The 13,922-nt window shown below is 39.0% G+C and carries 14 protein-coding genes; 12 read left to right on the forward strand and 2 right to left on the reverse strand.

Annotated elements, in window-relative coordinates; genetic code table 11:
• The first annotated feature begins 23 nt into the window (after positions 1-23).
• Together CRO15_RS13505 and CRO15_RS13510 are read left to right on the forward strand one after the other, a co-directional pair.
• On the forward strand, positions 24-821 hold the full coding sequence (locus tag CRO15_RS13505) for a helix-turn-helix domain-containing protein (protein ID WP_097046376.1): 798 nt from the start codon (positions 24-26) through the stop codon (positions 819-821).
• A 71-nt stretch (positions 822-892) separates the two neighbouring features.
• Positions 893-1,840, forward strand: coding sequence for a nitrilase family protein (locus CRO15_RS13510; RefSeq protein WP_097046377.1), 948 nt, complete (start codon positions 893-895; stop codon positions 1,838-1,840).
• Positions 1,841-1,897: 57 nt separating this feature from the next.
• Here the strand turns inward: CRO15_RS13510 and CRO15_RS13515 are convergent, their stop codons facing one another.
• On the reverse strand, positions 1,898-2,092 hold the full coding sequence (locus CRO15_RS13515) for a hypothetical protein (protein ID WP_097046634.1): 195 nt from the start codon (positions 2,090-2,092) through the stop codon (positions 1,898-1,900).
• 144 nt (positions 2,093-2,236) lie between these two features.
• On the opposite strand from CRO15_RS13515, the gene CRO15_RS13520 reads away from it, so the two are divergent.
• The 7 genes from CRO15_RS13520 (at position 2,237) to CRO15_RS13550 (ending at position 7,911) form a co-directional block, all read left to right on the forward strand.
• A complete protein-coding gene (locus tag CRO15_RS13520) occupies positions 2,237-2,800 on the forward strand; it encodes a Crp/Fnr family transcriptional regulator (protein ID WP_097046378.1) in 564 nt (187 codons plus the stop codon).
• A 65-nt stretch (positions 2,801-2,865) separates the two neighbouring features.
• Positions 2,866-3,399, forward strand: a complete 534-nt coding sequence (locus tag CRO15_RS13525; protein WP_097046379.1) for a hypothetical protein — start codon at positions 2,866-2,868, stop codon at positions 3,397-3,399.
• A 2-nt stretch (positions 3,400-3,401) separates the two neighbouring features.
• Positions 3,402-4,283: a sterol desaturase family protein gene (locus CRO15_RS13530; RefSeq protein ID WP_097046380.1), complete on the forward strand. Its 882-nt coding sequence runs from the start codon at positions 3,402-3,404 to the stop codon at positions 4,281-4,283.
• Between the two features lie 14 nt (positions 4,284-4,297).
• Positions 4,298-5,020 carry a VOC family protein gene (locus tag CRO15_RS13535; RefSeq protein WP_097046381.1) on the forward strand — a complete coding sequence of 241 codons (723 nt, stop codon included), beginning with the start codon at positions 4,298-4,300 and terminating at the stop codon, positions 5,018-5,020.
• Between the two features lie 126 nt (positions 5,021-5,146).
• Positions 5,147-6,010 (forward strand): methyltransferase family protein, encoded by an 864-nt coding sequence (locus tag CRO15_RS13540; RefSeq protein WP_097046382.1) that lies wholly within the window; start codon positions 5,147-5,149, stop codon positions 6,008-6,010.
• Complete coding sequence (locus CRO15_RS13545; RefSeq protein WP_097046383.1) at positions 6,007-6,495, forward strand: DUF7000 family protein; 489 nt, start codon at positions 6,007-6,009, stop codon at positions 6,493-6,495. The genes CRO15_RS13540 and CRO15_RS13545 overlap by 4 nt, the downstream gene beginning before the upstream one ends.
• 78 nt (positions 6,496-6,573) lie before the next feature.
• The gene (locus CRO15_RS13550) at positions 6,574-7,911 is read left to right on the forward strand and encodes an OmpA family protein (RefSeq protein ID WP_097046384.1); all 1,338 of its coding nucleotides are present in this window, start codon (positions 6,574-6,576) and stop codon (positions 7,909-7,911) included.
• Positions 7,912-8,037: 126 nt separating this feature from the next.
• Here the strand turns inward: CRO15_RS13550 and CRO15_RS13555 are convergent, their stop codons facing one another.
• Complete coding sequence (locus CRO15_RS13555) at positions 8,038-10,275, reverse strand: spondin domain-containing protein (RefSeq protein WP_097046385.1); 2,238 nt, start codon at positions 10,273-10,275, stop codon at positions 8,038-8,040.
• A 225-nt stretch (positions 10,276-10,500) separates the two neighbouring features.
• On the opposite strand from CRO15_RS13555, the gene CRO15_RS13560 reads away from it, so the two are divergent.
• Genes CRO15_RS13560 through egtB form a run of 3 tightly spaced genes read left to right on the forward strand, consistent with a single transcriptional unit; the run spans position 10,501 to position 13,921 of the window.
• Positions 10,501-11,214 carry a response regulator transcription factor gene (locus tag CRO15_RS13560; protein ID WP_097046386.1) on the forward strand — a complete coding sequence of 238 codons (714 nt, stop codon included), beginning with the start codon at positions 10,501-10,503 and terminating at the stop codon, positions 11,212-11,214.
• A gap of 14 nt (positions 11,215-11,228) precedes the next feature.
• Complete coding sequence (locus CRO15_RS13565; protein ID WP_097046387.1) at positions 11,229-12,722, forward strand: sensor histidine kinase; 1,494 nt, start codon at positions 11,229-11,231, stop codon at positions 12,720-12,722.
• A gap of 38 nt (positions 12,723-12,760) precedes the next feature.
• A complete protein-coding gene (egtB, locus tag CRO15_RS13570) occupies positions 12,761-13,921 on the forward strand; it encodes an ergothioneine biosynthesis protein EgtB (RefSeq protein WP_097046388.1) in 1,161 nt (386 codons plus the stop codon).
• Position 13,922 lies beyond the last annotated feature (1 nt).

Below are 13,922 nucleotides of genomic sequence, written 5' to 3' on the forward strand. Positions count from 1 at the left end.
TCAATGTAACGATTCGTTATCTTATGCAATATGCACCTTCTGCAAGTCTTTCAAAATATATCAAACACTATCTTTTGTTCAACGTCCCATCTAATGACCAGAGAAAATATAGACATTTCTCAAACGGTCACCAAGGCTTGGTTTTCATTTTAAAAAATGGCGAACTAACTTTACTAAATTCAAGGACAAAATTGCCCGAAACATTTGTTTTAGGCCAGTTATCGAAAAGTCAAGAATTTCAAATCAAAGGAACTGTTTCTGTTTTAATTGTATTATTCCAACCATCCGGTTTTTATGAATTAACTAGTATTCCAGGAAGTAAGTACATCAATAGTTTTGAAGATTCCCGTTTAATTTTTGGAAATGAAATCCTGAAGCTCAAGGAACGTCTCCAATTATGCTCTGATTCGAGCATAATGATTAATTATTTGGATTCTTATTTTACAGAAAAAGCAAAGGGTCGGCAACATAGTATGACTCCTAGCCTTGAAAATGCAGTTGGTATTATTAATAATGAAAAAGGCAGGTTGTCTGTAAATGAGCTTTGTGCTAAAACCGGAATCACAGAGAGAAAGATACAGAGGTTGTTTTTTGAGCAAATAGGTATCTCGCCAAAGAAATTCATTGGCAATATTAGATTGCATTCCTTTTTAAGGCAATTAAGAAATGAAGGTGATTTTTCTTCATTGACAAAATTAAGTCTTGATGCAGGTTACTATGACCAAGCCCATTTAATAAGGGAATTCCAAAAAATAGTCGGCATTGCTCCCACAGAATATCTGAAGACATCACGTCTTGCCGTCAATCTCTTTGAGGTATAGCATATCCTTGTCGGTTTTGTACAATTTTTATCCCTTAAGAATCGATAGTTTTACCTTTTATCACTTGTATCATGGATGAGTTAAATATTGCAGTCGCCCAATTTCAACCCAAGGATGGAGACAAGGCGTACAACCTAAAAGTAATTGAGAATCTAACAAGAAAAGCAAAAAGTAGAGGAGCGGATGTCATTAGTTTTCATGAGATGTCGATTACAGCTTACACTTTCACAAAAGATTTAAATTATGATCAAATTGTCGATTTAGCTGAATTAATTCCTGCTGGGGAAAGCGTGCAAAAACTCATTAAAATTTCAGAGGAAACCGATATAGCCATTTTAGCTGGTTTGGTAGAAAAAGAAAATAACGAGGTATACAACACTTATGTTTGCGTGAATCAAGGAAAGGTAGTCGCTAAATTTAGAAAATTGCACCCCTTTATCAATAAGTACATGTCAGCTGGAAATAAGTATGAAGTATTTGATATAAAAGGCTGGAAATGTGGAATATTAATTTGTTATGACAACAATGTCATAGAAAATGTAAGAGCAACAACCCTATTGGGAGCGGAATTGATTTTTGCACCTCATGTGACCGGTTGTACCCCATCAGCAATGCCAGGAAGAGATTATGTGGATAACAAATTTTGGCAAAATAGAGAAATAGATCCAGTTTCACTGAGATTAGAGTTCGACGGTCCCAAAGGAAGAGGATGGTTGATGCGTTGGTTACCTGCAAGGGCATATGATAACGGTGTGTATTACGCCTTTACCAACCCGATTGGATATGATGGCGAACATTTGAAAAATGGAAATTCAATGATTTTGGATCCTTTTGGAGAGGTTCTCACAGAAATAAAATCATTTGAAGACGAAATCTCAATAGCCAAAATCATCAAGAGTAAAATTCCACTTGCTGGCGGGTTCCGATACATGAATGCTCGAAGACCAGATTTATATAGAAATATAATTGGTAAAGAACATACTTCAAAATTTAAACCCACCTGGATCAGTGAAAAATAATTTTCAGTCTTAACAACCATGGATATTCAGTTTTAACAGGCGTCTAAAAAGATACCCTTAACCCTTCAAAACACCAATAATATCTCTAATTGCAGTGACCACATGTTGTATTTCCCTTTGGGCAAAGGCACCCTCCTCAACGTAAAACAACATTTCCACCCCCAAATCCAGAACATTGGCCATTTTGTCTGGGGTGCCATAACCTTCTTTAATAAGTTCCGCTAAACTTTCAAGTTGCTTTTTGTCCAACATATTTTCCTTTTTCAATTCACTTTTCAACCTTTCACCATTCAAATTCAAAGATAAATCCCTTCTAGATGATAAGGGTCATAACAAATTATGACTTTGTAAATTCAACTTTCCTACCTTTAACCCTTTACCATTCGGTTGATCAACATGCAAAACCTGTTACAGACCATTTCTACCCGTGCCTATGTAAGCGTTCCGCTCAAAGAGACGCTACAATCCTGTTTTAAGCTGGTGGAAACCCAAAAGGGCGATAAAATACTGCTGGAGAACAATCGGGCCGGCCATCTCTATTTTATCGAAAAAGGAGTCCTCCACAATTACTACTTCCATAACGGTAAACAAATCACTTCGTGGTTCTATACCGAAAACCAATTTGTTACCGCTTGGTACAGTTTCTATGCCCAAAAGCCCAGTTTTGAAGAAATAGAATGCTTGGAGGATTGTGCGCTGTACCGTATCAGCTATTCCGACTACCAAAAACTTATTGCCGACTTTCCGGCCTTTGGCAACTTTGCCCGTTTACTGGCCGAAGAGATGCTGGCCTTTTTGGACGAATTTTCCAAGGGTTGGTCCTTTCTTTCCGCAAAGGAAAAGTACCAATTGCTCAAACATAGTTTACCACAGTTGGAGCTTCGCGTAAAATTAGGATTGATAGCCTCCTTTTTGGGCGTTACCCAAGAAACCTTGAGCCGTATCCGTGCCCAAAAGTGATTTTTTGATCTATGTCAAAAGAACCATCAAAAAGCCCCCTTACTTTTGACCTAAACAAATGAGATATGAAAAATTCGACCTTAGTTTTTAGGAGTTTGGGCATTATTATCTTCCTGACAGGACTGGCCCATTTGTTCTCTTTCGGCGTGAGTGCAGGTGGCGACTTCCCCACTTCGGTAACAGAAACGGATCAGGAGACCATACAACATCCCGAAGCTACCAAACCTGCTGAAAATTTGGATTCCAACACCCAATCTGGCAAAGAGACCGATTACATTATCGACAAATGGAAGGTGGTCTACAACACGGACGAATATAAAGGCGCCATCGTCTACGCCATTAAAAAAGAAGGAACGGTGTTCAATGCCTATACCTATCAATATGAAGATGAAAATGGCTATACCGAAAAGGCCGAAGGCACCAAAATCCTGACCATAACTTCGTTTAATGCCTCCAAGGGAAAAGGCATTTACAGTGTAGCATTTGAAGGTGAGAAATACAAAATAGACTGTAAAATAGCCCTAGTGGACGAAAATACCTTTACACTGAGCTACGACTACTACGGTTATACCGATGTTGAAACCTGGAAAAGACAATAGCCATGATTGAATTTTTAGCTAAAAAACTGGATTGGTTGGATGTACAATATTGGTTCTACATCTTCAACGACCTGAGCCTGTTCTACATTATTGTGCCCTTCTTTGCGCTGGAACTGATACGCTACGCCTATTTAAAAAGATTGGACAAGGATTTGGTGCTGGATAGCATTGCCAACGTGGTCACCTTTGGTGCTTTCTTTTTGATCGAGATCATTTTGGGCATCTTGGCCATTACTAAGGTGTATTATTGGGTCTACAATAACATCAGTCTGCCGCATTTGGAACTCAACTGGGCGACTCTAATCTGTTGTGTGCTGTTGGCCGATTTTGCTTATTATTGGGAACACCGTACCATGCACCGTATTGGGATTGGTTGGGCCACGCACACCGTTCACCACAGTTCGCCACATTTTAACATGTCGGTCGCCTATCGATTTGGGCCTTTGGATGCCATTATGCCCATTGTGTTTTCACTTCCGATCGTGATGCTTGGCTTTGACCCCATCTTGGTGTTGCTGTCCGAAGTTTTTGTACAGGTCTTTCAGACCTTGTTACATACCGAAATTATTGGTAAGCTCACCAAACCCGTTGAGTTTATTTTCAATACGCCATCGCACCATCGTGTGCACCATGGCTCTAACCGACAATATTGGGATAAGAACTATGCCGGAATCTTGATTATTTGGGACCGAATGCTGGGCACCTTTGAACCTGAAAAAGAAAAAGTGGTCTACGGAATTTCCCAACCTATCAATAGTGTGAACCCTATTGTGGTCTTTTTTCATGGCATTACCCGGTTTGTGAAAAAATTGAGACAGATCAAAGGGTTTTCCAATAAACTGTTGGCGTTTGTCAAACCTCCAGATTGGATGCCTAAACCATAGTTAAATTCAAAAGTATGAAACCTAATAACTTTATATTTGCGGACCTTTCTACCTACAAACCCAAACAGACCATGGCATTTTACGAAGCCGTTTTTGGATGGAAGTATTACGAGTCTGATGGTTATTTTACTGCCTTTAAAGGAGATAAGGAAATCTGTGGACTTTACGAAACCCCAGAAAAGTTCAAGCAAATGCGGATGCCCCACTTCTGGATGTCCTACGTTCAAGTGAACAATGCACAACAAACCGTGGAAAAGGCTCGAAAGCTAGGTGGCATAGTCGAAGTGGTGGACGAAAGTGTTTTCGGTAAGGTTGCACTTATTCGGGATCCGCAGGGAGCCGGGTTTACCATTTATGAAGGAAATCAACTTACCTATACCAGAACCCAAGAAGAACCAAGCACTTTGATCTGGAACGAACTGCATGTTTCCGAAGCATCCAAAGTAATTCCATTTTATGAAGGCATTTTTAATTGGAGTTTTGAAGCCCAAGGGCAGGGCAACTACAAAATCCAAAACCATGAGGGCGAACATATTGCCGACCTGTTGGAAATCCATAATGATTTTAAAGGCAAATACGAATATTGGGCCTGCACTTTTGGTGTGGAAAATTTGGCCTCTATACGAGATAGAATTGTCGCCCTTGGCGGTACATTGGTTTCGGACGAAAATCAACGGACATTAATGACCGATGCTTCTCAGGAGGCTTTTTTTTATGTAAAAGAAGTTTCCGGTTGACATGAAAGTTTTAAGGGGCATAACAAATTATTACCCCGATAAATTCCTATTGTATTTCAAATTTTGATTGTCCTTTTTTTCAATAATATTTGCATCTTTAAGAATTACAAACTGTAATTACTTCATTTGAAAGGAACCGCATACTTAGTACAAGCTACCATAATACTGCTTTGGTGGTTGGGATTGTCCATAAGTCCCAATTTATTTGCAGCGTTCCAATTTCCCGAGATCAGTAGCCTGGCATTCAATTCCTTTTTTGCTCCTGATATTATAATTATCACAGTGCTATCAATTGTAAGGGCATATCGTCCCATAAGGGATTTGGAGCTCATTATTCTTGGAGGTTTTGCTTACGGGAGTTTTTATTGCCTCAATGCATCCATACTTTCAGGAGGAGGTTATTTGGCAACAACGATCATGTTGCTTGGTTTGGGCTACAATCTATTCTTGGTCTATTACGATTATACATTCAAAGAATCAAAATCCAGTAAAATATGGGTAAACGCGTTAAAAACGTTTGTCCAAATTGTTTGTGTATGGATAATAACTCTTGTATTCTTTCCTTGGGTGATCATGCAAGCTTTCGAAATAGATATTGTTTTCAACAATACAAATGCAATTCCCAGTATTATTTTATTTCTTTTTTCAAGTTTTTTAGGTCTTTTTAGTGCCTATACGTTTGTAAAAAAAGGAGAGGGTACACCACTTCCTATAGATCAGACCAAAAAATTGGTCATCAACGGGCCATACAAATACGTAAGAAATCCCATGGCCATTGCAGGAATGGGTCAAGGAATTGCGGTAAGCTTGTATTTTAACTCAATTCATATTTTAGTTTACGCTTTGATCGGCGGATTGATTTGGCACCTTGTTGTAAAACCTATTGAGGAAAAAAATATGATCAATCGTTTTGGCGAAGATTACCTAATGTATCAAAAAAAAGTTCGGTGTTGGATTCCAACCCTAAAAACTCAACAATCAAATAAATGAAAGAATCTCTTAATCAACATTTTCCCCAGTACAAAGAACAGGTGACCTTAGGCCATGTTCCCAAAGCGTATAAAGCGCTTATGGCTTATTTGATGGGTTTAAGGAACCATTTTATAAATCAATATTCTGGTGAATTTATCGTTGGTAGTTTTTATCAGGGGTATATGGATATGAGCTATTTTCCCATTACCCCAAAGTCCTTGAAAAGCCAAAAACTAAAAATAGGGTTGATGTTCAATCATGAAAAACTTCGATTTGAGATTTGGCTGGTGGGCCAGAACAAACAGGTTCAAAAAAACCATTGGGAATTGTTCCAAAGTAATAATTGGAACAGATATCCCCTCTCCTCCACTCCAAAAGAATCCATAATTGAACATATTTTGGTAGAAAATCCCAATTTTAATGATTTGGACACTTTGAACCAAACCCTGGAAAAAGGTACCTTAAAATTTATACATGATGTTTCGGAAGTATTTACTGAATAATGGAGCATGAAAACCCGTAACAAAGTCTTTCATTATTCAACTCATAAACGGTTCTAGGTCCTAAACTATACATACAAAATGACAAAAAATCTTACTCCTATTATTTTACTGTTTATTGGCACTTTACTTTCTTCAGAAAAAATGGTAGCCGATACCTCCATCAAGGTACTCACAGAAGATATTAATCCCGGACATAATTTTAACATCAAGATCAGTACTGATAAGACATTTGGCGAAAAAGCATGGGTAGGCATCTTTAAACCTGGTTCAAACGGCAAAAGTGCTTCAGGTTATGAATCCTACGAGTATTTGCGTAACCATGATATAAACAACATTGTCTTAAGAGCCCCAATTGCCCCTGGCTTATACGAGTTAAGGCTCTTTGCTGCAGACCCTGGTGAGTTTATGACCTCAACCTCTTTTCAAGTGGTGAAAATCCAACCGAACCAGTATACCCTAAAAATACTTTCAGAGGAAATCAAACCTTCCCATGATTTCATGGCAAGTGTGAGCACAACTTTTACTCGTGATAAAAAAGCTTGGTTGGGTATTTACAAATCGGGTTCAAACTTGAAGGACTATTCGGGATACCTAACTTATGTATATGTAGGCGGCAAAAACGAAAAAAAAGCGACTCTGACCGCACCTATTGAACCTGGTGATTACCAACTCCGTTTCTACAGTGCCGATCCCGGAGCTTTGATTCATTATATTCCTTTTCATGTGGGCAATTTAGATTTGCCCGGTTTGGCCTTCAAAACTGATAAGGATGCTTATGGTCCTGAAGAAGAAATTATTGTAGAATATACCGGACACCAAGATTTAACCAACAATGCTTGGATCGGCGTGTTTAATACTGATGCCAAATCCAAAGATTATAGTCACTATTTGGACTATCGCTATTTAAGACCCAATAAAACTGGAGGTACATTACAGTTCAGAGCGCCTTCTACCAAGGGAAATTATGAGCTTCGTTTGTATTATGATGAAACTGGCCCTCAGTTATTGTCCCCAACTGTATTTAAAGTAACCTCATCATTAGATGATGCTTCGTTAAAAAAAACCTTGCTGGATGAAGGTAAAGTGACCTTATATGGTATTTATTTTGACACGGACAAAAGTGTAATCAAGCCTGAATCCCATCCTTTGATTGCAGAAATTGCCAAAATGCTCAATTCCGACACTTCTATCAAAATTATGATTGAAGGGCATACTGATGCACAAGGTGATGATATGTACAACATGAAACTATCGGACCGAAGGGCCAAAGCGGTTTTTCAAGTGTTGATTACAAAACATCAAGTCTCGAAAAATCAACTTCAGTTTAAAGGTTTTGGTGAGACTAGATTCATTGGCGATAATAAAACAGAACAAGGTAGGGCAAAAAATAGACGTGTGGAGCTGAAAAAACTATAGTTTTTCTCTGTTGAAATTCCATTTTCAATACGTATCACAATTAGATGATAAAAAACACCCAAGCTTTCGCTTGGGTGCTCTTGTTGCAAACCAGTATTCAAAACCTAATTTTCTTTTTCACTAGAGCTAGTTTGCTGTAATTGTAATTTTAATCATATCAGCAATGGCAGGTACGTTAGCCGGTATGTCAGATTCCAGTTTCACATATCCATTTTCATCCGTTCCCGTATTTGGACCTGCCTGTCTTGGTGCTTGGTTAGCACCCGCTCCGGGATATTCGTCCACTTCGGTTCCAGAATCATAAATACTGAACATGGAAGTAATATCTCCTGAAAGGGCAGTATCTCCATCAAACAGCGCAATATTATTGGCACCAATTACCCAATCGTTGGATTGCACAAGCATAGTGGCCAAAGAGATTACATCCCCTACCGAGCCAGTAAATTCAAAACTGTACGATCCTCCCGGGAAAATAGGACCTGGTCCGCCAGCGCCAACTGGTGTGTTGAACACATTGGTATAACCTGAAGGGTTACCATCCTCCGCAAGAGCCTCAAAAGCTGATGAAGAAACTTCACCTGTTGTGAATACTTGTCCGTTTATTTCATATGCACCCGGAGCAAATGGGGATACCAATCCACTAGCAGCAGTTAGCTCCATATCAGAAGTACTTACATCACCATCTTCTGCAATACCTTCCAACCCTTCAGAAGCAGCTTCGCCCTCAACAAACAACGGTGTTTGAGCAGCACTGTTGATTACCCAGGCACCTGGAGCAAATGGCGTTGGAATGGAACAAGTATTGGAAATGTTATAGATGGTCAGTGTAAATTGAGTTCCACCATCATGTTCTAGTTTAACCTTAATGGTTTCTGAAACTGCAGGATAGGTATAACCATCACTAATGTTTTCAATCAACTCCACAGTACCGTTTTCATCCGTTCCAGTATTTGGTCCAGCTTGTCTTGGTGCTTGGTTTGGACCAACACCAGGTTCTTCGTTTACCTCGGTACCAGCATCCCATAATTCAATTTTATCGGTAATATTTCCTGTTACCGCATATCCGCTGGCATCATATAAAGCAATTCCGTTTTCATCAGGAGCAAAGAACAAATCGTTGCTTTGTACAAACATGGTTGCAAAGCTCAAATAGTGGCCTACTCCAGCATTAAATGTGATAGATTCCGATTCTCCCGGTTTAATTAATCCGGTAGTGCCATTGGCAAAATAATCTTTGTGTTCAAACACATTTTCAATGGTCACCTTGAACTTGGTGGTTACAGGTTCGTTACGAGTAACAGTTATAGAATTGGAAAGAGCGTAATTTCCTGTGAAATCAGCTACGTTTTTGCCTTTTTCCAGTCCTTCCAAATCCTCTTCATAGGTCAAATGCCAAATAAGACAGACTCCAGCACCGGCTTCATCAAAGTTTACTCCCTCTACGGCTTCAAGGGATGGTGGTATACCCAATATGTTGTTTTTATCATCAGTGATTACATAAGTTTGCTTAGTTCCATTTAAATCAGTGTCATCTAATGTAATTCCGCTGACCATATCGGCTTCGCCATCAACAGTAAAAGTAAAAGGCCCTCCTGCAAGTACACCTGCATTAAGTGCACTACGTGTTACCTTAATAGAGTTGGAAAGTGCATATTTTCCGCTAAAATCGGCTACATTCTTGTTGGCTTCCAGTCCTTCCAAACCATCTTCATAAGTCAAATGCCAAATAAAGCAAACTCCAGCGCCAGCGCCATCAAAGTTTACTCCTTCTACCGCTTCCAAGGTTGGAGGCAATCCTAAAATATTGCTTTCATCATCCGTGATCACATAAGTTTGATTGGTTCCATTTAGGTCAGCATCATCCAAAGTGATTCCGCTTACCATATCTGGAGCTCCATCTACAGTAAAATAGAAAGGTCCACCCGAAAGTGTTCCTGCATTCAGTCCATTACGGGTAACCGTAATTGAATTGGAAAGATCATACTCTCCAGAAAGGTCACTTGTATTCATATCCACTTCCAATCCGGTAAGACCATCTTCATAAACGGCATGCCAGATAAGGCAAATTCCTGCACCAGCTTGGTCAAAATTTACACCCTCAACTGCTTCAAGCGTTGGGGGAAGTCCTAAAATTTTCCCGGAATCATCCGTGATTACATAAGTTTTGTTTGTTCCATTCACATTGGAATTGTCCAAAGTGATTCCACTTACCATATCAGGGGTTCCATCAACAGTAAAGGCAAAGGGGCCTCCAGAGAGTGTACCGGCCTCCAATGCTAAAGGTGCATCATCCGTGTCCCCATCACATGAGGTGAATATTACTCCGATGCACAATAGCATCAATAACGATTTTAAGTTGTTCATTTTCTTGTTTTTTAAATTGTGCTACAAATGAAAAGGGAAGTTGTTGCAGAAGTATCACATAAAAATCAAAAAACATTACTTGTTGATTTTCAGGTATTTAAAATAAAAAAGACATCTTTTTGTAAAGAATTGGCATAAAAACTGACTTTTTAAGCATTAAATCATCAAAAAATTATAGAAAACGGTGAACTTTCCGTGATACTTTACTTTTTAATTCGCTAAACCATGAAGAAAGTGTTGATTGTTGAGGACGATATTGAAATCATCCGCCTTTTGGAAATACACCTTAAAGATTTAGGTTGTCAAGTACTGACGGCCATAAGAGGTGATATTGGACTGCGAAAGGCCATCAACGAAAATCCAGACCTTATTATATTGGATGTAATGTTGCCAGAAATGGACGGTATTGAAATTTGCCAAAAAATAAGGGCTCAGGATATTAAATCTCCAATAATGATGCTCACCGCCCGTTCTGAGGAAATAGACAAGGTATTGGGTCTTGAAGTTGGGGCCGATGATTATTTGACCAAACCTTTTAGTGTTAGGGAATTTATAGCCCGGGTAAAAGCCATTTTTAGAAGACAAAAAATGGATATTGTGGAATCTACTTCAGAGAAAAATCCAAAGCTTATGGAGTTTGATATCCTTTCCATTGATATTGATATGCGCAAAGTGTTATTGGATGGGAGAAAAATAGAGCTTTCCCCAAAAGAGTTTGAGCTGTTGGTACTCCTTTCTTCCAACCCTGGGAAAAGTTATGACCGTACCAAATTGCTAAATATGATATGGGGATATGATTTTAAAGGGTATGAACATACCGTAAACTCACACATTAACCGCTTGCGTTCCAAAATTGAACCGGATATGAGCAATCCAAAATTTATTTTGACTACCTGGGGCGTAGGCTACAAATTCAATGAAGAGCTTATAGGAGTCTGACCAAATTACTATCAATGAAAAACAATATACTTTCCGCAAGATTTGTTCTAAAGCTAACCCTGTCCTTCTTGGCCATTTTGCTATTGGCAGGTATTGGGTACACTATTACTTCCATTTATCTGTCCAACAAGTATTTTTATGAGACTACACAGCGGTTGCATGCCAATCTTGCACAGGACCTCATTGATGAGAAATTTAAAAACACACATCCTTTTGATTCTACCGGCACGGCAAACAAAGCTCTTTTTGGTGATATCATGCATGATATGATGGCAGTTAACCGGGCCATTGAGGTGTATTTATTAGATAATGAAGGATATGTACAATATTCTGTAGTTCTTGACCACGATGCGCCAGAGACCAAACAAAAAAGGGTGAATCTTCAACCTATTAAAAGATTTATTACTGAAAATGGCAGTAGTTATACCTTAGGGGATGATCCTAAAGATTTATCCAAACAAACAATTTTTTCTGCCGCCCATTTTAACAAGGATGGACATGAAGGTTATGTATACATTGTTCTAGCTGGAGAGGACTTCATCGCCACACGTAGCGATTTGTTCAATAGTTATTTTATCCGTTTGGGGCTTGGTGGTTCTGTACTGACCTTGGTTTTTGCCACACTTTTGGGCATCCTTGCCATTTGGTACCTTACCCGTAGCCTACGGAAAATCATCTATGCTGCAAAACGCTTTCAGCAAGGAGATTTGGAATATCGCATTGAAAATGCAGAAAAAACCGATTTGGCCAACGTAGCCAGCACATATAATAGCATGGCAGATACTATTTTGTCCGATATAGAAAAGATAAAATCAGTTGAGCAACTCCGACAAGAACTCATTGCCAATATTTCCCATGACCTGCGAACACCGCTGTCTGTCATTCAAGGATATATTGAAACATTACATATGAAAAACGAAGAGCTTTCTGCTGAGGAACGATCAGAATACCTAAAAACGGTAATTCGGAGCAGTGAAAGGCTTTCAAAATTGGTTGCACAACTTTTTGAATATTCGAAATTGGAGGCCAACCAGATTCAACCCGAAAAAGAACCTTTTCTGATCAGTGAATTGGCCAACGACATTCACCAAAACTATTCTCTGTTGGCCAAACAAAAGAATATTGAATTAAAACTATCTATGGAAGATGGCATTCCATTGGTATTTGCAGATATTTCTTTGGTGGAGCGGGCCATTCAAAACTTAATGGACAATGCCCTGAAGTTCACCCCGGAGGGTGGGAAAGTCACCGTTAAGATTGAAACGGAAGATGACCATGTGGAGGTTACCATCAAAGATTCAGGTCCTGGAATCAAAAAAGATAATCAGGCACTTATTTTTGAACGTTACCGACAAACCAAAGTGGGAGAACAAAAAGAAGGCGCAGGTTTGGGGCTGGCCATTGTAAAGAAAATCATGGAGATTCACGACAGTAGCATCAAGGTTTTTAGCAAACCCAACGAAGGAACTTCTTTCAGTTTCAGCCTACCTGTACATGCCATAAACTAAGGCATTATTCATTATCTTTAAAGAGATAAAACCCATTTATGATTCTTACCGATTCCCTTTTGGATTTTTTCCTTGAAACCCGAAAGCATTCTGAAGATATATGTATTCCCTTGGAAATTGAGGACTACGTGGTTCAACCTATAGTTGATGTGAGTCCTCCAAAGTGGCATTTGGGGCATACCACTTGGTTTTTTGAAGAATTCATTCTAAAACCACATGCTAAAAATTATGTTCTTTTTGATGAAGATTTCTCTTTTGTCTTTAATAGTTATTATGAAACTGTAGGTAAAAGGGTGGTTCGTTCGGATAGAGGAAATTTATCCCGACCCTCGGTTAAAAAAGTATATGCCTATCGAAAATATGTAACAGACAACATTAAACAGTTCTTTAATAATACACAAGGTGAGGAACTTAATTCGCTTTTGGAAATTGGAATCCACCACGAAAAACAACATCAGGAGCTGCTGTTGACAGACATTAAATATATTTTAGGGAACAACCCTTTGCTCCCTGTTTATTCTGATTCCTTTGAGGATCATCCCGCAGAATCCCACTCTCAAGACTGGATAACGATTGAAGAAGGAATCTATGAGATTGGGCATAAAACCAACGATTTTTGCTATGACAATGAGTTGGGGAGGCACAAAGTATTTCTTCACACTTATGAAATTTCAAACAAATTGGTCACTAATGGTGAATACATTGAGTTTATCAAAACAGGTGGTTACCAACGTTTTGATATTTGGCATGCTGAAGGATGGGATTGGGTAAACCAAAATCATGTTACTTCACCGCTCTATTGGCACAACATTGATGGGGAATGGCACCATTATACATCTAGAGGCCTTCAAAAAGTAAAAAAAGAGGAACCTTTAACCCATGTCTCTTATTTTGAGGCTTTTGCCTATGCTCAATGGAAAGGGTATCGATTACCTACAGAATTTGAATGGGAAGTTGCCCAAGCTTTCTTTCCTTGGGGCAAACGCTGGGAATGGACGGAAAGTGCCTATCTCCCTTACCCTAATTATCAAAAAGCTGATGGTGCTTTAGGCGAATACAATGGAAAGTTTATGGTCAATCAAAAAGTATTGCGGGGAGGCTCTGTGGCAACTCCGGTGAAACACACCAGACATACTTACAGAAATTTTTTCCACCCACAACTTAGATGGCAGTTTACTGGTTTAAGGTTGGCCAAATAAT

Source organism: Flagellimonas pacifica (assembly GCF_900215465.1).
GTDB lineage: Bacteria > Bacteroidota > Bacteroidia > Flavobacteriales > Flavobacteriaceae > Flagellimonas > Flagellimonas pacifica.